Annotated in this window: 16 protein-coding genes; 10 read left to right on the top strand and 6 right to left on the bottom strand. The window is 51.1% G+C overall.

All coding sequences use genetic code 11. The annotated features are described in order from the left end of the window. Positions 1-198: 198 nt before the first annotated feature. From EPIR_RS09220 to EPIR_RS09210, 3 genes are all read right to left on the bottom strand, one after another. Entirely contained in the window at positions 199-687 is a 489-nt protein-coding gene (locus EPIR_RS09220) for a DUF2946 domain-containing protein (RefSeq protein ID WP_023655097.1), read from the bottom strand. 156 nt (positions 688-843) lie between these two features. Further along, the gene (gene uspE, locus EPIR_RS09215; protein ID WP_023655096.1) at positions 844-1794 is read right to left on the bottom strand and encodes a universal stress protein UspE; all 951 of its coding nucleotides are present in this window, start codon (positions 1792-1794) and stop codon (positions 844-846) included. A gap of 115 nt (positions 1795-1909) precedes the next feature. Further along, positions 1910-2665: an FNR family transcription factor gene (locus EPIR_RS09210; RefSeq protein ID WP_023655095.1), complete on the bottom strand. Its 756-nt coding sequence runs from the start codon at positions 2663-2665 to the stop codon at positions 1910-1912. Positions 2666-3021: 356 nt separating this feature from the next. On the opposite strand from EPIR_RS09210, the gene EPIR_RS09205 reads away from it, so the two are divergent. The 3 genes from EPIR_RS09205 (at position 3022) to EPIR_RS09195 (ending at position 7761) form a co-directional block, all read left to right on the top strand. Beyond that, positions 3022-4350 (top strand): MFS transporter, encoded by a 1329-nt coding sequence (locus EPIR_RS09205; protein ID WP_023655094.1) that lies wholly within the window; start codon positions 3022-3024, stop codon positions 4348-4350. Positions 4351-4445: 95 nt separating this feature from the next. After that, positions 4446-5972, top strand: a complete 1527-nt coding sequence (locus tag EPIR_RS09200) for a carboxylesterase/lipase family protein (RefSeq protein ID WP_023655093.1) — start codon at positions 4446-4448, stop codon at positions 5970-5972. A gap of 160 nt (positions 5973-6132) precedes the next feature. Further along, positions 6133-7761: a methyl-accepting chemotaxis protein gene (locus tag EPIR_RS09195; protein ID WP_023655092.1), complete on the top strand. Its 1629-nt coding sequence runs from the start codon at positions 6133-6135 to the stop codon at positions 7759-7761. A gap of 108 nt (positions 7762-7869) precedes the next feature. Here EPIR_RS09195 and pepT read toward each other — a convergent pair whose 3' ends face one another. Continuing rightward, entirely contained in the window at positions 7870-9120 is a 1251-nt protein-coding gene (gene pepT, locus EPIR_RS09190; RefSeq protein ID WP_023655091.1) for a peptidase T, read from the bottom strand. A 179-nt stretch (positions 9121-9299) separates the two neighbouring features. On the opposite strand from pepT, the gene EPIR_RS09185 reads away from it, so the two are divergent. Further along, a complete protein-coding gene (locus EPIR_RS09185; RefSeq protein WP_023655090.1) occupies positions 9300-10892 on the top strand; it encodes an ABC transporter substrate-binding protein in 1593 nt (530 codons plus the stop codon). A 98-nt stretch (positions 10893-10990) separates the two neighbouring features. Here the strand turns inward: EPIR_RS09185 and EPIR_RS09180 are convergent, their stop codons facing one another. Beyond that, positions 10991-12037 carry an OspG family effector kinase gene (locus tag EPIR_RS09180; protein ID WP_023655089.1) on the bottom strand — a complete coding sequence of 349 codons (1047 nt, stop codon included), beginning with the start codon at positions 12035-12037 and terminating at the stop codon, positions 10991-10993. A 325-nt stretch (positions 12038-12362) separates the two neighbouring features. Beyond that, on the bottom strand, positions 12363-13547 hold the full coding sequence (locus EPIR_RS09175) for a sugar transporter (RefSeq protein WP_023655088.1): 1185 nt from the start codon (positions 13545-13547) through the stop codon (positions 12363-12365). Between the two features lie 259 nt (positions 13548-13806). Here EPIR_RS09175 and glsB point away from each other — a divergent pair, with 259 nt between their 5' ends. From glsB to EPIR_RS09145, 6 genes are all read left to right on the top strand, one after another. Then, positions 13807-14733 carry a glutaminase B gene (gene glsB / locus EPIR_RS09170; RefSeq protein WP_023655086.1) on the top strand — a complete coding sequence of 309 codons (927 nt, stop codon included), beginning with the start codon at positions 13807-13809 and terminating at the stop codon, positions 14731-14733. Between the two features lie 219 nt (positions 14734-14952). Further along, positions 14953-15414 (top strand): RrF2 family transcriptional regulator, encoded by a 462-nt coding sequence (locus tag EPIR_RS09165; RefSeq protein WP_023655085.1) that lies wholly within the window; start codon positions 14953-14955, stop codon positions 15412-15414. A gap of 241 nt (positions 15415-15655) precedes the next feature. Continuing rightward, positions 15656-15997, top strand: a complete 342-nt coding sequence (locus EPIR_RS09160; RefSeq protein ID WP_023655084.1) for a helix-turn-helix domain-containing protein — start codon at positions 15656-15658, stop codon at positions 15995-15997. A gap of 182 nt (positions 15998-16179) precedes the next feature. Further along, a complete protein-coding gene (locus tag EPIR_RS09155; protein ID WP_023655083.1) occupies positions 16180-17199 on the top strand; it encodes an AI-2E family transporter in 1020 nt (339 codons plus the stop codon). 55 nt (positions 17200-17254) lie between these two features. Next, entirely contained in the window at positions 17255-17725 is a 471-nt protein-coding gene (locus EPIR_RS09150) for a ribonuclease domain-containing protein (RefSeq protein WP_023655082.1), read from the top strand. 1 nt (position 17726) lies between these two features. Next, complete coding sequence (locus tag EPIR_RS09145) at positions 17727-17993, top strand: barstar family protein (RefSeq protein ID WP_023655081.1); 267 nt, start codon at positions 17727-17729, stop codon at positions 17991-17993. The last annotated feature ends 36 nt before the right edge of the window (positions 17994-18029 follow it).

The raw sequence follows: 18029 nt of genomic DNA, 5'->3' as shown, positions 1-18029 counted from the left end.
TTATCTGTCAATATTGCTGTGCGCAGATGACCATGAGTGAAACAAAAAGATCGGGTCGTGTGGGCGAGGTTTATATTCGCCGTAATGCAACCATTGATTTATTTTGTCCGCAACTCATCCTGCGCATTGCGCATAATCAGAATTGAGTTATTTTCTTAATGAAATAACTCAAAATATCTTTTTGTTCTGATGCGTAAATTAATTGACAGGTGGTGCGCGGGGCTGAGAAAGTCCGGGGAAGAAGGTAAAATGATAAGGCGAAAACTTGAGCGGCGCTGGCGTCCTGGTCGATAACAACAGCATGCGGATAATAACGATAAATATCGCCAGCAGCAGCGGTAAATGCACCAGAAGCTGACAATAGCCACAGGCGAAATGCTCCAGCATATTGCCGCTGCTGCGCTGGTGATGCAGCCCGTCATCAGGCGTTTGGGACAGTGTCGGATTGCAGTGGTTGTGACCGCCAACCATCGGCATATCATTCATCATGCCGTGCTGAGCCATTTCGTTTAAGCCACTCCTGGGATTTTCTGCAGTCGTCTGATGGTGATGTTCTGCACCGCGCCGCTGCTCAAGAATAGTCGACACATCGGGCGCAATAAATAGCATCAGAATCGCCATAATGGCGATTAATGCGGGCATACGGCGCTGCGACAGTCGGGAAAACGAAAACACTCTGTAATCCATAACAGAATAAAAAAGAGGGATAATTCTAGCGACTTTTATTCTCTTTGTTAATGGAATAATGCATTAAATCCCATTAGTGGCGCAATTTCACCGTCATAACGCAATGAGTACGGCGGTCGATTAAAAAATACCGCCGTCCAGGAAAACAACGAAATATTAATCGATCTCGTCGTCATCCACGGCAACAGGCGAGACAAAACCATCTGGTTTGATAGCCAGCAGGTCACAACGTAAATGATCAATGACCTGCTCTGCGGTGTTGCCCAGAAAAGCCGCAGAAAGCCCGGTACGACCAATCGTCCCCAGAACCACGACGCCAGCATCAAGATGTTCAGCCAGATCTGGAATCACTTCTTCCGGCAGGCCTTTCTCGACATGGGTGAGGTGAGCATCAATACCGAAGGGTTGACGCAACGCCTTCATCGCCAGCAGGTGCTGACCACGGATGGCATCGTTATAAATATTGGGATCAAAGTCCGGTAGCTCAATGGCAATATTAATAGGGGTGGCCGGGTACGCGCCGACAAGGTGTACTTCGGTGTGATTAATACGCTCCGCAAGCGCCAGCGTTTCTTTAACCAGTTTGGTATTCAGCGGATCGTGATGCGGCTCTTCACTGGCAAGATTGACCGCCACCAGCGCTTTACCTCCTTCTGGCCATTGCTGGTCTTTAACCATCCATACCGGGCAGGGGCATTTGCGTAACAAATGCCAATCGGTTGGGGTAAATACCACCGCCTGTAGGCGATCATGCTGATGGGTCATTTTTATCACCAGGTCATGATCACCGTTCAGCACTTCCTGAATGATCGCTTCAAAGGGGCGATTGTGCCAAATAACCTTAATATCTATCTGCACGCCGGCTGCCAGATAGGCTCTTGCCTGCTCGCGTATCCATTCAGTACGTTGACTCACTACGCCTTTACGCATGGTGATGCGTTCATCAGGCGAAAGCAAAGTAGTGATCTCATAGGAGAAGTCATAAATGGGCAAGAAGCAGGTGATCTTGCCGCCAAGACGTTGATTAAGATAAACCGCGCGTCGTAGTGCCGGCTGATCATCCTGCTCGGGATCGATTACCACCAAAATATGTTGATACAGGGCCATAACGTTTCTCCTCAAGCAGATCGTATTAGCTTAAAGATAGCCTAATGACGATAAAGGGCGAAGGGAAAGAGTTGCAGCCGGATCGATAGACTAACAAATACCGATCCGGCAATGTTCAGGCAATGGCGCGACAATGGCCTGCCAGTTCAGCCAGGGTTTCATGATTTTCGACGGTGATGTATTTGCCTTTTACTGCCAGCATACCGCTTTTTTGAAAACGGCCCAGCAGGCGGCTAATGGTTTCCACCGTAAGGCCGAGATAATTGCCGATGTCGCTACGGGTCATCGTGAGGCGAAACTCACGCGGTGAGAAACCGCGCTGACCAAAGCGCTGAGAAAGACCGTAGATAAATGCGGCCAGTCGTTCTTCCGCATTCTTTTTCGACAGCAGCAGAATCATCTCCTGATCGTCCTTAATCTCGCCGCTCATCAGGCGCATCATCTGCTGACGCAGGCTGGGCATTTTTCCTGAAAGGTCATCCAGAATTTCAAAAGGGATTTCGCAGACCATAGCGGTTTCCAGAGCCTGCGCAAAACCGGGGTGTTGGCTGATGCTGATGGCATCAAAACCCACCAGATCGCCCGCAAGGTGGAACCCGGTGATCTGCTCGTCACCCTGTTCAGTGATGGTGAAACTTTTGATTGTTCCGGAACGGATGGCATATAACGACTTCAGTTTGTCACCCGCTTTAAACAGCGTCTGGCCCTTTTGTATTGGCTTTTTGCGCTCAATGATATTGTCGAGCTGATCCAGCTCATGTTCGTTCAGCGTAAAGGGGATACAAAGCTGGCTGATGCTACAGTCCTGGCAGTGAATGGCGCAACCACCCGATTGTATGCGTTTGGTGAGAATTCGCTTTTGCGGAATCATAATATACGCTCGATGATAATTGACTCACATCAATTTACATTTTTTAGTTACGAAAAGGAACATTTCTCCGCCGATAAGCACATAGAAATTAGGGTTGTTACCTGCTGTAACTCACTATGTAACCTCAGTGTTAAGCCAGACACTTGACCAGGCAGCATGCGTGTCATAACCGGGGGCACGAGATGACAGAACAGGATCTGTTTTAGAGGAATGTCAAGCCACTCAACCCAACCCGACAAAGCTATTTTCGCAAGAGAAATCGATAACAATCCGTTATGATAGCGGCCACTTTTCTTTTCAGTCTCGCTCATCGGCCAGTGAGAGCGGGGCAACACTGGCCTGTTATGGAGTGCGTAGTGGACAGTACCGCAACCATTGATATCCGTACATTAATTAACCAAGAGGCGCTGAGTCGCTATCAGAAACGAATCATTGCCTTGAGCTTTGCCGTCGTTGCTATGGACGGGATGGATATTGCTCTGATGGGGTTTATTGCCCCTGCACTAAAAAATGCATGGGGAGTGACCAATCATCAACTGGGTGCGGTGATCAGCGCCGCGCTTATCGGCCTTGCTTTAGGAGCCATGTTTGCCGGCCCGCTGGCGGACCGATTTGGCCGCAGAGTCATCATTATCTTTAGCGTGTTCTTTTTCGGCCTGTGTACGCTGGCAACCGCATTCTCTCAGAACCTTGATCAGATGATGTTACTACGTTTCCTGACCGGGCTGGGGCTGGGTGCGGCCATGCCTAATGTCGGCACCCTGGTTGCCGAATACTCACCGGAGCGTAAACGCGCTTTTATTATTACCGTGGTCTTCTGTGGTTTCACCTTTGGTGCCGCCAGCGGGGGCTTTGCGGCATCATGGCTAATTCCCAATATGGGCTGGCATGCGGTACTGGTGGTGGGCGGTATTTTGCCATTGCTTCTGGTGCCGTTGCTGCTGGGCTATCTGCCGGAATCCGTGCGTTTTATGATTGCGCGTAATGCACCAGCCGCGCAGATCCGCCAGATTGTTGAAAAGATGCATCCTGGCATCATCGGTGAGTCAACGGTGTTCACCCGCAATGAATTGGCAGTAGGAGAGGGGGCAATGAAAGTCGTGCTCTCCCGGCGCTATTTATTTGGCAGTATCATGCTTTGGGGCAGCTACTTTATGGGGCTGTTTCTGGTTTACCTGATTGGCTCCTGGTTGCCGTCACTGGTAAGAGACGTCGGTATGACCGTCAGCCAGGCGGCGCTGGTCACCGCTATCTATCAGGCGGGTGGCACAGTAGGCTCCCTGTTCGCCGGTTGGATGATGGATCGTTTCAACGCCAATCTTGCGCTGGCGGCTATCTATTTCAGCGGTGCGATAGCCACCGTGTGCATTGGCTATGTGCCAGCGGACGCGGTGATGCTGAGTACCATCGCCTTTTGCAGTGGTTTCTGCCTGAATGGCGCTAACACCGGAATGAATGCGCTTTCAGCCAGTTATTATCCCACGCACGCACGTGCTACCGGCTCCAGCTGGATGCACGGCGTGGGCCGCGTAGGGGCCATATTAAGTGCTTTTGCCGGCGCACAGATGCTGTCATTGGGCTGGAACATAACCGATGTGTTCTCATTCCTTGCCATTCCAGCGGTACTGACCACACTGATGCTGGTTGCCAAATATCTCTACGGCTTTCAACGCGACCGGGTTTAACGCAATGGTTCGGCCCGAAGTCCCCTGGCGCTGTTGCATAGCGGTTGGCGATAAAATCAGGGTTATCACTCATTCACATCCGCACAGATAAGCCAATGAGAAACGATCGATTATTACGTGTTATGACTGCCGAGGGCATCCTGCGCGGCAAGATGGAAAAAGAGATCTTTGTTTTTAAAGGGATCCCCTATGCGGCGCCCCCGGTGGGTTCTCTGCGCTGGAAAGCCCCGCATCCGGTCGAACCCTGGAATGAGGAAAAGGACGCGAGTGAATGGGGAGCAGCCTGCTGGCAGAACCGTGATGACTGTCTGGCAATGGGCGGTGGTGATCCTGGTAAATTAAGTGAAGATTGCCTGTATCTCAATGTCTGGACGCCGGACGTTGCCCCGCAAGAGCCGCTCCCGGTCATGGTGTGGATCCACGGTGGAGGTTACGCCATCGGATCGGGTGGCTTAACCCCTTATAGCGGCACGCCAATGGCGCAACGCGGCGCGGTGGTGGTCACTCTCAATTATCGTCTTGGTCCACTTGGCTTTTTTGCCCATCCGGCGCTTGATAGCGAATATCCCACCGGGCAACCGATCAATAATTTTGCTTTGCTCGATCAGATTGCTGCCCTGCAATGGGTGCAGAGAAATATCCATGCTTTTGGTGGGGATGCCAAGAATGTCACTTTGATGGGTGAATCTTCAGGGGCACGTAGCGTGCTTTCATTGTATGCCTCACCGCTGGCAGTCGGGTTATTTCATAAAGGTATCGTACAGAGTGCCTACACACTCCCTGACGTTCCTCGCGCCGTCGCACTGGATAAAGGGCAAAATTTGGCACGCTATTTCAATCTGCCAGATGCCACAGCAGAGCAGTTGCGTCAACTCCCCGCAGAGGCATTCTGGTCGCTCAATAGCAGCCTGGGTTGTGGCCCGGTGGCTATCTCCGGCGATAGGGTATTACCGCAGCCGATGCTGAGCGTATTCGCGTCAGCAAGACAGCACCCTTTGCCGCTAATGACAGGCAGCAACAGTGACGAAGCCAGCGTGTTGGATTATTTTGGCGTCAATGCGGCACAGACGATCGCGGCAATGCGCAAAAAACATCCGTTAGGGCTACAGTTGATCAAATGGTTGTATCGCGGTATCAAGGACGATGCGGAGCTGGGGCGGCAGGTAGCCCGCGATATGGCCTTTACGACGTTGGGCTATATTGTGACTCGCGCCCAGCAGCGCATTGGCGCACCGGGCTGGCGCTACTACTTTGATTATGTCTCTGAGAATGCCCGTGATATTTACCTTCACGGCACCCGACACGGTAATGAAATCCCCTATGTGCTCGATACTCTCGGGCAATTAACGGCGGCAAATAATGAGCAGCCGTTTACCTCTGGTGACCAGGCTTTCGCCAGAAGTATCAGTGAATACTGGTTTAACTTTGCGCGCGACGTCACGCCGGAATCTCGCTACATCAGCGGTCAAGTTAACTGGCCCGTCTGGCGGGATGACTGCGACGTCACGCTGCGATTTGGTCGTGACGGTAGTGCGGATATCGCCATTGAGGAGCGCTTTATGCGCCGTAGAGTGCAGATATTTCGCCTGCTGATGAAGACATTTGTTCATTTAAGGCACTAAAAATAAAGATTATTTTAAATAACCGATTCTAACCGGTGATACCCCTTTACATTGGATTTGTTAAATAATTCACTATTCCCCCCCGGCCTGCCGATAACATCTCTTGATAGAGCAAAAATAACAAATTATTACATACGGTTTCACCAGGCCAGGAGTCTTTATGAATTACCTAAAAAACTATACGATCCGCGCAACCCTTCTGTGGATTTTGGGGCTGTTCTGTCTGATGTGGGGGGCGGTAGGGATATACAGCCTTAGCTCGTTGGATCAGTTGAGCAAAGGTGACGCGGTGGGGCGTCAACTGGTCGATCAGATGACGATTCTAAGTAAAGGTAACGATCAATATTTCCGTGTTATTACTCGCCTGTCTCGCGCAACAGATTCCAAAAAGCCGCAAGATATGGCGGCTGCACAGCAATCTCTGGACAATATGGCCGCCCTGCTGGAAGAGTTTAAAGCTCATACGCCGGGACCGCTGGATGCGCAGTATGCCACAGCCGCGACGGTACGCTGGCAGAAGCTGCTGAACGACGGCGTCATTCCTCAGATGCGCCTGGCGCAGCAGGCCACGCTTGATGACTATCGCCGTCATGCCAGCACTGTCACCCCGGCATTAAGCCGTGATTTTGGCGCCAGCGTGGAGAAATTTAATACTGCTGCCGCGGCCAAACTCGAGCAAACGCGGATAAACGGCGATCGTCTTATCAGCATAACCAAAAGCGTGCTGGTACTGGCACTGGTAGTGGGTATTGCGCTTTTGCTGTTTACCGACCGTTATTTAGTCGCGATGTTGGTTCGTCCTCTAAATAACCTGCGCGATCATTTCCGCCTGATTACCCAGGGCGATCTGACCCATCCATTACCAGATCTAAACCGCAATTGCGTTGGCCGTCTGGTGCCACTCGTACGCGAAATGCAGGACAGTCTGCGCGAAGCCGTCAGTGCCATTCGCAGTGGAACGGACAATATTCATCGCGGTGCAGCGGAAATCTCATCAGGTAACAACGATCTCTCCTCGCGCACCGAACAGCAGGCATCCGCGCTGGAACAGACCGCAGCCAGCATGGAACAGCTTACGGCAACGGTAAAACTCAACGCCGATCACGCCCGTCAGGCCAGTACACTGGCGGATAATGCATCCCTGACGGCAGGTAAGGGCGGCAGTCTGGTGACAGAAGTGGTCACAACGATGGAAGGAATTTCTGACAGTTCGAAGAAAATTGCTGATATCACCTCTGTCATTAACAGCATTGCGTTCCAGACTAATATCCTGGCACTCAATGCGGCGGTAGAAGCCGCGCGTGCAGGAGAGCAGGGGCGTGGTTTCGCCGTGGTAGCCAGTGAAGTACGCAGTCTGGCCCAGCGCAGTGCAGGAGCGGCGAAGGAGATTGAGACCCTGATCGCCGATTCAGTATCGCGCGTGAATAACGGCTCGAAGCTGGTGGGGCAGGCGGGCAGCACCATGCAGGATATTCTGCAATCGGTGAATGAGGTGACTGAGATTATGAAGCAAATCTCCTGTGCTTCAGAGGAACAAAGCAAAGGCATCGATCAGGTGGCAACGGCGGTGTCAGAAATGGACAGCGTAACTCAGCAAAATGCCTCACTGGTTGAGCAGGTCTCCTCGGCTGCCAGCGCATTAGAACGTCAAACCGTCGAACTGACTCTGTCCGTCGCCAGATTCCGCCTGCCCGAACAGCCGGAGCCTATATCGCGGACAACGCCAGCGGTAATTACGCCACTGGCGGCGAGAGAGACTAAGTCAGGTGACGACTGGGTGGCATTCTGACAGAACGGGAGGCGTAAAGCGGTTCTGATTACCCGACTGACATCTTTACTGGCGAAGGGGTGAACAGGTGATCATAGCCTGCTTAAAAGCAGGCTATGAGGACGGGTTTCAACCTACTTTTGCGGTTAAATTTGCGGCTAAAAGACAAATTCTCTCTGCCAGCTGATACGATTTGATAAAGGAAGGAATCGGCAAAAATTCAAATTTTGAATGGAAGTTATGTGCCCCGGTAAAAAAGTTCGGCGTTAGCAATCCTTTCGCGGACAGCGCGGCCCCGTCGGTGCCGCCTCGCATCGGTATCACCTTCGGCTCAATGTTCAGTTGCGACATGGCGTCAAATATCAGCTCAATGGGGCGTCGATCCGCGCCAATAGCGTTGCTGATATTGCTATATATATCGCTGATTTTCACTTCTACTTTACCGGTTGGATAAGCCAGCCTTATTTTATTTGCTACCTCATCAATCTGCTGTTTGCGATGCCCAAAGTGCGCCAGATCGAAATCACGAATGCTGGCTTTAAGATGGGCCGTGCTGGCATTAGCCTGAATATCATTGAACCAGATGTATCCCTCACGCCCGGCGGTATGCTCCGGTGTCTGACGGCGGTCAAAGTGACTGATAAAGTCGCAGGCCATCAGCAGCGGATTGACCAGCACGCCTTTTCCCGACATCGGGTGAGCAGGGACTCCGGTCAGGATAATTTCTGCCGTTGCCGCATTGAAATTTTCAAACACGACCTCTCCCAGCTCGCAGCAGTCGATGGTGTAGGCAAAATCAACATTAAAGCGTGTCTTAATATCCAGTGCCTTAGCGCCGCGCAATCCGATCTCCTCATCGGGTACGAACGCCACCACGATATCGCCGTGCGCATGCCGATCGGACAAATTTTCCATCAGCGTCATGACCACCGAAACCGCCGCCTTGTTATCCGCGCCCAGTACGCTGGTGCCATCGCTAAAAATAATATCCTGGCCATGATAGGCGGTAATTTCCGGATGATCCGTCTGACGCAGCCAGATATTTTCTCGGGCGTTCAGGCACAGGTCCTCCCCCTCGTAGCGCAGGATCTGCGGGAGAATATGCGGTGAAAGTCCGACATCAACCGTATCGATATGGGTAATAAACCCGATACGCGGCGCGCTGGGGTGACGGCCAAGCTTCACCGCAGTGACGGTGGCGTACTCATCGATCACCACATCCTCCATGCCAAGCTGCTGCAACTCTTCTGCCAGCAGCTGCGCCATTTCATATTGACCCGTCGTACTGGGCAATGTTTTTGACGCGGCATTACTTTGGCTGCTAACGGCAAGGTAGCGGTAAAAACGTTGAGTCAACTGACGTCTCAGGAGATCGGTCATAACGGTTCCTTATTTGTCGCAGAGTAAAACAGTACTGTAATGTGGCAAATTGGGTTATTTATTAATCCCTTTCGTTTTTCGAGCGGACTTACCTTGTGATCTGCTGCTGGCGACAGGGAACAATCCTTTAATGGTTTTACGCAGGCCCCGGATAATGTCAAATAAAAGCGAGGATGGAGATGAAGAAAACCCTGTTGCATACGCTACTGGCGGCACTGACGCTGAGTATAACCAGCGGCGCGTTGGCGAAAACGCTGGTGTACTGTTCGGAAGGTTCTCCCGAAAACTTTAACCCGCAGCTGTATACTTCCGGCACCAGCGTGGATGCCAGCGCGGTGCCTATTTATAACCGTCTGGTCGACTTTACGCCAGGCACGACCCAGCTAATCCCAAGCCTGGCAGAGCGCTGGGATGTCAGCCCGGATGGTAAGATTTATACTTTCCATCTGCGCAGCGGTGTTAAATTTCATAGCAACAACTCTTTTCAGCCCTCGCGTGATGTTAACGCCGATGATGTCATCTTCTCGTTTATGCGCCAGAAAGACCCGGCAAATCCGTACCATAAGGTTTCGAACGGCACCTACGCTAACTTCAACAGTCTCGAATTTGGCCAGTTGCTACAAAATATAGAAAAGGTGGATGAGCATACCGTGCGTTTTACCCTGGCGCACGCGGAGGCACCGTTTCTTGCCGACCTCAGCTGGTATTTCGCCTCGATCCTGTCAGCGGAATATGCCGATGCCATGTTGAAAGCCGGTACGCCGGAAAAGCTTGATCGTGAGCCGATTGGCACAGGGCCTTTTGAACTGGTGCAGTATCAGAAAGACTCACGGATCCTGTTCCGCGCATTCCCGCAGTACTGGCAGGGTAAAGCAAAACTGGATCGATTGATTTACAGCATCACGCCGGATGCATCAGTCCGTGCCGCCAGGCTGGAGAAGAATGAATGTCAGGTTATACCGTTCCCAAACCCGGCCGATCTGCCACGGCTCCGTGCGAACCCCAATATCACCGTGATGGAGAAGGCAGGACTTAATACCGGCTATCTGGCTTTCAATACCCAAAAAGCGCCGCTGGATAATATCAAGGTGCGTCAGGCCTTGAGTATGGCGATCAATAAACCGGCAATCATTGAGGCGGTATTTCAGGGGACCGGAATTGCCGCGAAAAATCTGCTTCCCCCTGGCGTGTGGAGCGCGGATAAAGATCTGAAGGATTATGACTATGCGCCGGAGCAGGCGAAAGCGCTGTTGAAAGAGGCTGGTATCGCGCCGGGAACCACAGTAGAGCTGTGGGCAATGCCTGTTCAGCGCCCGTACAATCCGAACGCTCGCCGCATGGCCGAGATGATTCAGGAGGACTGGGCGAAGATTGGGATAAAAGCCAATATTGTCAGCTTTGAGTGGGGCGAATATCTTTCGCGCATCAAGAACGGTGAACACCAGGCGGCGCTGGTGGGCTGGACTACCGCCACCGGCGATCCGGATAACTTCTTCAGCCCGCTATTCAGCTGCACGGCGGCTAACGGTGGCTCCAATGCGGCCAGGTGGTGCTACCCGCCGTTTGAGCGCCTGATTAGCCAAGCGCGCAGCGCGCAGGATCGGCAACAGCGCGTCACTCTTTACCGTGAAGCGCAGCAGATCATGCACGATCAGGCTCCGGCGGTGATGATTGCGCATTCGACCATCTTCGAACCGGTACGTAAAGAGGTCATTGGATACCAGGTTGATCCCTTTGGCAAACACGCGTTTTACCAGGTAGATATGAAATAACCGTACCTTCGCGGCCCGGCTACGGGCCGCAAAATGCAAAAGTAGTGGTAAGCCGGGATCCGCCAACATGTCACTATACCGATTTTTATCGGGCGGATTTACTGTTTTCTACCCTCTATCTGAGCGAGTATCCTATACCAATCATTTTCATCTAATTCATTTATTTCATCTTTACGTTCTGTATCAGAGCTAAAATACCTGTCACGCCCATCACTAATATCAATGGGATAAAAAAGCCGTGAGCTCACATCCCATAATATATTTTCAGAATGTAGATCGTCATGAATGATGCCGATATTATTCAACTTTTCAATCATGTCGACATATCGTTGTTTGGCATCATCAGGTAATGAGCCAGGCGATAGCGATCCAAGCGTTTTTCCGGGCACTCTGTACATGCGGATATAAGCGTTATTGTTTTTATCCACGAATACCATTGCGGCTCTTTCACCATAATAACGATTAAACATTTCAGCTTCGTGCAGGGCGCTTTCAATAGGAGTTGTTTCAATAAAATACTTACCGACAGGAACGGTGAAATTTTCAATGGGGATTTTTTTTATTAAATAATCTTTATCATCCGCATCTAAATAAACCTCTCCATAGCCTCCCTTAGATAAGACACCACCCAAATTTAATTTCAATTTATGCTGTGGGAAATCGGGTTTTGCAACTCTAACTGTTTGCAAAATTTCTTCCGAACCGTCATCTAAGCGAGGCCATTTTTTGAATCTGCCAGCCCACGGCGGAATTTTTCCAGTTTGCTCAACATCCAGTGCGAACATATAGTCGCTGTAAAAACTATTATCAGGAAATTTGTAGTCAGCAAGTAACTGTCTTGCACTCTCTTTCGTAAAGCCATCCTGTTCTTCAAGTACGCTGACGGCAGCTTTCCTTTTTCTTCCACCCAAGCCTGCTTCCCGATTACTTGTCCAGTCTACTATTTCTCTCGGAAGTGAATTGTCATTGGGAGGCATTCTTTTTTCATCTGACAGATTATCTGCTCTTCCGGTGTTTATAGCAGGACTGACACACGTGTTATGTAGAGAAACTAATGGTAGCGATATACGGGCTACTGGCTGGCTGACTGAAATGTTTACGTCATTTCCTATCGCTGTGCTGTATTGTGCTACTGCTTGGGGCATGATTTTATTCCTTATTAACTTTCGCACGACTGCAAGGCTGTAAAATAAGGCTCATTTCTGTAATTCATCTACCTTATACAATGCCTGACTGCGTATTAATGTGCGGTAAACCGTGGCGGTTAGACTGAAAAAATACGGACAAATCATTAGCAGACTTAGTAGATAGTATTTATTCGAAGGAGGCTTGAGTCGTGCGAGGTGTGTTACGTCGATGGCGAAAATTCAGACAGTTAAAGTAGTAATAGACTCCCACGCTATGTAGAAACAAAGCCGTTCCCCCGGCTCCTGATCCGATCAAGAGCCGGGGACCTTACCCAATGAAAACCTATCCGTTCAGGCGTAGCTGCGGATGACGTTTCATACTCCACACACACCACAACAGAGAGAGTATGCCGATAGCGCCACCGACATAGCCCACGCTGGCCATATTCAGGTGCAGGCTTACCTGACCACCGAGCAGCGCTCCGGCACCGATACCGATATTGTAGATACCAGACAGCAACGACATCGCCACGTCAGTGGCATCCGGAGCCAGCGCCAGCACACGCACCTGCACTGCCAGGCCCATCACCATCACCGCCATTCCCCAGACAATGCAGAGTGAAGAAACCGCCAGCGTATGGGTTGCCGAGACATAGAGACACATCATCGACAGGGTGATTAAGCCGATTGCCCCAAGTAAAAACGTTGCCGGGAATTTGTTCCCGTAAATGCTGAACAGCACGCTGCCGACAATCCCCGCCGCACCGAAAATCAACAGCAGGAAAGTGGTGAAACCGCCGCTAAGCCCGGCAACACTTTGAATAAACGGCTCGATATAGCTGTAAGCGGTATAATGTGCGGTAACAGTGATCGCAATCAGCAGATACAATGCTATCAGCGCCGGACGGCGAAAGAGCATCGGCACACTTTTCAATGAGCCGGTGTGTTCGCTCGGCAACTTAGGCAGCAGTTTCAGCAGCAGCAGCATGGTGACAAACGCGACCACCCCAATGACCGCAAAGGTCATGCGCCAGCCGAGTAACTGTCCGATCATGCGGCCGATAGGCAGCCCGAGCACCATTGCCAGCGCGGTGCCTGTCGCCATCATACTTAGCGCCTGGGTCTTTTTACCCTGGGGCGCAACGCGGATCGCCAGCGAAGCGGTAATCGACCAGAAAATCGCATGAGAGAGTGCAATACCAATACGCGAGACCAGCAGGGTGGTGAAGTCCCACGCCACGGACGAGAGCGCGTGGCTGGCAACAAACATCACAAATATTATCATCAGTAGCAGACGCCGCTCGACATTGCGCGTCAGCAGCATCATCGGTAGTGACATCAGCGCCACGACCCAAGCGTAAATGGTCAGCATCAGCCCCACCTGTGCCGTCTGCATAGAAAAACTGCTGCCAATGTCCGACAACAGGCCCACCGGTACAAATTCAGTGGTGTTAAATATAAAAGCGGCAATAGCGAGCATCAGCACGCGTAGCCATGCGGTTTTACGAGAAACAGGAATTGTTTGCATGAAAAGTTAGCGCTGTGTTGAGATAATGTTAACCCGAAAGCAGGATTTGAGAATAATTCCTGGATATTGTCTTTTATTTATTGGTGAGATGAAATAAAAAAATAAATAATTTTGTAAATCGGAATATAAGTGATTACTGCTATATTTCACCGTGACAAATGCCTTTTTATCGACTACGGCAGCATTTGACGTCATGGCACTGAGGCGGAAGAATTACGCCGAAAATGAGAGAGTTACACCCGTTTAAACAGGAAGGGGCATGGTGAACGTTCTGAGTAATACATTGTTGGAGGATATTCTCCAGCAGGCAAGCACATTAATCGGACAGGGCAAGGTCGCCAGCTATATTCCGGCGTTGGCAGAGGTTCCGGCTGAACGCCTGGGAATAGCCGTCTGTACTCTGGATGGCACTATTTATCAGGCAGGAGATGCGCAAGAACGTTTTTCCATCCAGTCTATCTCTAAGGTGCTCTCCCTGACGTTGGCAATGACGCGTTACCAGGAAAGCGAACTGTGGCAGCGGGTAGGAAAAGAGCCATCCGGCCAGCCGTTTAACTCATTGTTGCAGCTTGAACTAGAGCAGGGAAAACCGCGCAATCCGTTTATTAACGCGGGTGCGCTGGTCGTTTGCGATATGCTGGAAACGCGTCTTACCGCACCGCGCCAGCGTATGCTGGAAGTGGTGCGTAGCCTGACGCAGCAGCCGGAAATCAGTTATGACCGTCATGTGGCGCGTTCTGAATATGACCACTCCGCACGGAATGCGGCTATAGCCTGGCTGATGAAATCATTTGGTAACTTTGCTAACGACGTGCCCAAAGTACTGCAAACCTATTTTCACTACTGCTCGATGACGATGAGCTGCGTTGAGCTGGCGCGCTGTTTTCTTTATCTTGCCAATCATGGCCGCAGTCGTGGACAGGAAGCTGCAGTGTTAACCCCGAAACAGACTCGACAGATTAATGCCTTAATGGTGACCAGCGGGATGTATGATGGGGCAGGTGAGTTCGCCTGGCGAGTGGGCATGCCGGGGAAATCGGGCGTGGGCGGCGGCATTATTGCCGTCGTGCCGGGTGAGATGAGCATTGCCGTGTGGTCTCCTGAACTGGATGGCTCAGGTAATTCGTTGGCAGGCACGGCGGCTCTGGAACTGCTGGCAGAGCGTATCGGACGCTCCATCTTTTGATTAAATACCCTAATGAACTGCCCGCTCGAAAACAGCCGGTGAGCGGCAGTCACCTGTGATGATATGAACAATAGCCCGTATCGCTTAGTGCATGGCTTCTAAACTGCAACAATATTTGTTATATTATCTACCGTCTATTTTTATAGTTCACTGATTTTCAATGCTTTTGTATACCAATGGTTCATCCTGAAATGAACAGTTAAAAGCAAGGATCTCAACATGCTTGATATTCGTTTTCCCACCGCCATGCAAATGGTTTTGTGTATAGCCAGAGCGAATAGCGAAGGTCTGCGCTGCACCAGCAAAATTCTTGCCGATGGTCTGAAAGCTAACCCGAGTTTTGTACGCAAAATGATGGTGCCGCTCACGCGTGACGGCATTATCGTTTCAACGCTGGGCCGCAGCGGTTCTATACGGCTGGGACGTCCCGCACAGCTGATTACGCTGTGCGACATCTATCTGTCAGTCATTGAAGATAAGCCATTAATGGCAGGCCGTCCCGAAGTCGAACCGTGCTGTGTGGTAAGCGCCAACGCCTGCTGGTACTTCAAAGAGCTGGCAAAAGAAGCCGAACAGGCTTCACTTGATGTTCTGGCAAAACGTACCGTTGCCGATGCGTTGCACGATATTTTGCAGCGCGGCATTGGCGAATCCGAGCGCCAGCAGAGCTGCATATCCTGAATACGGTCTCCCCACGCGTAAGGGAGGCCGCCTGCCATTGCTTATCCTGCATCAAGCCATCAATAACAGCGCTGTAGCAAACTGACTTAGTGCAACAATAATACTTGCATTATAAGAGCGACTGACATAACGTTACTAAATGCACCCGTTAAAGTTGCTTTTAAGTGGATTCAACATGCGGCGGGGCAGGCAAATCCAGTACCAAAAGCCAGTATGCCCACACAAAAAGAGGAGTACAGCGATGAGTCACGATGATTTTATTAGCGATCTTGTTAAGTGGATCGATAACCACATTGAAGGGAAGATGGACTTAGACACGGTGGCAGATCGTGCGGGGTACTCTAAATGGCACCTGCAGCGCATGTTCAAACAGCATACCGGCTATGCGCTGGGGGAATATATCCGTGAGCGCCGTCTGAAAAAATCCGCTGAACGCCTCGCACGGGGTGGTGAGCCGATTCTGGATGTGGCAATAAGCTTTGGCTTCGATTCGCAGCAGTCCTTTAACCGCAGTTTTAAACGCCAGTTCGGGCAATCACCTGGAGCATGGCGGCGTCAGGTGCAAGTCTCTGCGCACGCTTGAAAAACCGGGGGACGGCGGGCAATTAACGGTCGTCCCGGTTTTTTCTGCACGATGATCCCCACACACCCATCTGGCAACGCCTCGCGATGCTGACCTGTTGCGATGACCTGACGCAAAAAATTGATAAAAAAGAGTATACTGTCTGAATAAGCTCCATTTATACCCAACAGACAGGATCCCTCATGCACATAAGGAATTATGATCGTGTAATGCTTTGCCAGATCGCCAGCTACCTGCTGGTTTTTTCTGCACTGTTTGCCATTTTCCCGCTTCGTTTGCTGCCCTGTTTTCTGGCTGGTTTTATCGTTTATGAAACCATCCTGGCACTGACCCCGTTGGTGGAACGTCTGGTGAAGGGGCCAATAGCCCGCTGGATCAGCATTATGTTCCTCAGCGTGGTGCTGATCCTTGCGCTGGTTACGGGTATTACTAAACTGATTAGCTTTCTGCTACACGACTTCCAAAACCCTGCCGCTTTTCATGCCACGGCCAGCAAACTGCTGGAGGATGCTCAGCATACGCTTTCCCCGGTTATTACCCGCTATCTGCCGTCAGACATTGATGAATTACAAAATCAGGTGATGGGCTGGCTGCGCGAACACCTGGTCGTGGTGCAAACCTTTGGCCGTAACACGGCGCATACCTTTGCCACTATGCTTATCGGCATGCTGCTGGGGGCGATTATCTCTCTGCGGATCGGCGGCGGTAAACGCCCGGATGCGCCATTAAAAGAAGCGATGCTCAACCGCCTCACTATCCTGGCCGCTGCCTTTCACAATGTGGTCTTCGCCCAGATCAAGGTATCACTGGTCAATACCGTTCTGACCGGGGCTTTTCTGTTTGGCATACTGCCGCTCTTCGGGCTGCACTTCCCCTTCGCGAAAACCGTTGTGGTCCTGACTTTCATCGCCGGATTGCTGCCAATTATCGGCAACCTGATCTCCAATACGGTCATTGTGCTGATCGGGCTTTCCATTTCACTTAAAGCCGCGCTGATCGCGCTGATTTATCTGATGCTGATCCACAAGCTGGAATACTTTATCAATGCGCGTATTTTTGGTAGCCGCATCAGTGCAAAGACGTGGGAAATTCTGTTGGCGATGCTGGTGTTTGAGTCTGCCTTTGGTCTTGCGGGCGTGATAGCCGCTCCGGTCTACTACGCTTATCTCAAGGCTGAACTGCGCGCCGCTGATTTAATTTAACCAAAGCCATTTATGTGCTTTTCCATTCGTCAGAATTCAGGATCTGCCAGACGACATGAATAAAAAACTCATTATTGCGGCTATTCTGGTGATTATCGCCAGCTATGCCGGGCTACATAAACAGGGGCCGCATACCGCGCCTGCCAACAGCCAGCAAACGCAGACTGGCGCAGTGCGTGCTGAAAGCCGGGATATTAGCGTACTGACGCAGCAGCGGAGAGTGGCGGACTACCTTCAACAGCATCAGCAGCTGCCGGATTACTATATCCATAAGGGTGAGGCACGCCGTCAAGGTTGGGATCCGGCAAAGGGCAATCTGTGCAGCGTATTGCCCGGCAGAGCGATTGGCGGCGACCGCTTTAGCAATCGTGAAGGAGGATTACCCGACAAATCCGGGCGACGCTGGTTTGAAGCTGATGTCAACTACCAGTGCGGTCGACGCGGTACAGACCGTATGTTGTACTCAAACGATGGGCTGATCTTTGTTACAAAAGACCATTATCGTCATTTCGAACAGGTGAAATAAGATGCTGCTGGTAAGTTTTGATTTACGGCAGGTGGAAGACAGCACCGACTTCTACCGTAAGTTTGCACTTAAATTCGATCTGGATCCTTTTGGCGACAATCTGGATGCACTCTGGGATATGCTCACCGCTGGCGTGCCGTTGCCGCTGCGCATTACATTACGCCATCTGCACGGGCATCCGCATCAGGATGATTTTGAGCGGATTGTGCGGGTGATGAAAGAAGCGGAAGAGGAAACGGGCGGGGCATTCAGCGTTCGCATCAGCTGAATGTTTTGCCGGCCCCAAAGCCTCGGGGCCGAGCTG

The organism is Erwinia piriflorinigrans CFBP 5888 (genome assembly GCF_001050515.1).
Taxonomy (GTDB): domain Bacteria; phylum Pseudomonadota; class Gammaproteobacteria; order Enterobacterales; family Enterobacteriaceae; genus Erwinia; species Erwinia piriflorinigrans.
The sequence above is the reverse complement of the archived record's forward strand: the minus strand, read 5'-3'. Positions and strand labels throughout refer to the sequence as shown.

Excerpts from the sequence above, each read along its gene's own strand:
- EPIR_RS09220 (WP_023655097.1), bottom strand. The coding sequence starts at position 687 with ATGGATTACAGAGTGTTTTCGTTTTCCCGACTGTCGCAGCGCCGTATG.
- uspE (WP_023655096.1), bottom strand. The coding sequence starts at position 1,794 with ATGGCCCTGTATCAACATATTTTGGTGGTAATCGATCCCGAGCAGGAT.
- EPIR_RS09210 (WP_023655095.1), bottom strand. The coding sequence starts at position 2,665 with ATGATTCCGCAAAAGCGAATTCTCACCAAACGCATACAATCGGGTGGT.
- EPIR_RS09200 (WP_023655093.1), top strand. The coding sequence starts at position 4,446 with ATGAGAAACGATCGATTATTACGTGTTATGACTGCCGAGGGCATCCTG.
- EPIR_RS09195 (WP_023655092.1), top strand. The coding sequence starts at position 6,133 with ATGAATTACCTAAAAAACTATACGATCCGCGCAACCCTTCTGTGGATT.
- pepT (WP_023655091.1), bottom strand. The coding sequence starts at position 9,120 with ATGACCGATCTCCTGAGACGTCAGTTGACTCAACGTTTTTACCGCTAC.
- EPIR_RS09185 (WP_023655090.1), top strand. The coding sequence starts at position 9,300 with ATGAAGAAAACCCTGTTGCATACGCTACTGGCGGCACTGACGCTGAGT.
- EPIR_RS09180 (WP_023655089.1), bottom strand. The coding sequence starts at position 12,037 with ATGCCCCAAGCAGTAGCACAATACAGCACAGCGATAGGAAATGACGTA.
- EPIR_RS09175 (WP_023655088.1), bottom strand. The coding sequence starts at position 13,547 with ATGCAAACAATTCCTGTTTCTCGTAAAACCGCATGGCTACGCGTGCTG.
- glsB (WP_023655086.1), top strand. The coding sequence starts at position 13,807 with ATGGTGAACGTTCTGAGTAATACATTGTTGGAGGATATTCTCCAGCAG.
- EPIR_RS09165 (WP_023655085.1), top strand. The coding sequence starts at position 14,953 with ATGCTTGATATTCGTTTTCCCACCGCCATGCAAATGGTTTTGTGTATA.
- EPIR_RS09160 (WP_023655084.1), top strand. The coding sequence starts at position 15,656 with ATGAGTCACGATGATTTTATTAGCGATCTTGTTAAGTGGATCGATAAC.
- EPIR_RS09155 (WP_023655083.1), top strand. The coding sequence starts at position 16,180 with ATGCACATAAGGAATTATGATCGTGTAATGCTTTGCCAGATCGCCAGC.
- EPIR_RS09150 (WP_023655082.1), top strand. The coding sequence starts at position 17,255 with ATGAATAAAAAACTCATTATTGCGGCTATTCTGGTGATTATCGCCAGC.
- EPIR_RS09145 (WP_023655081.1), top strand. The coding sequence starts at position 17,727 with ATGCTGCTGGTAAGTTTTGATTTACGGCAGGTGGAAGACAGCACCGAC.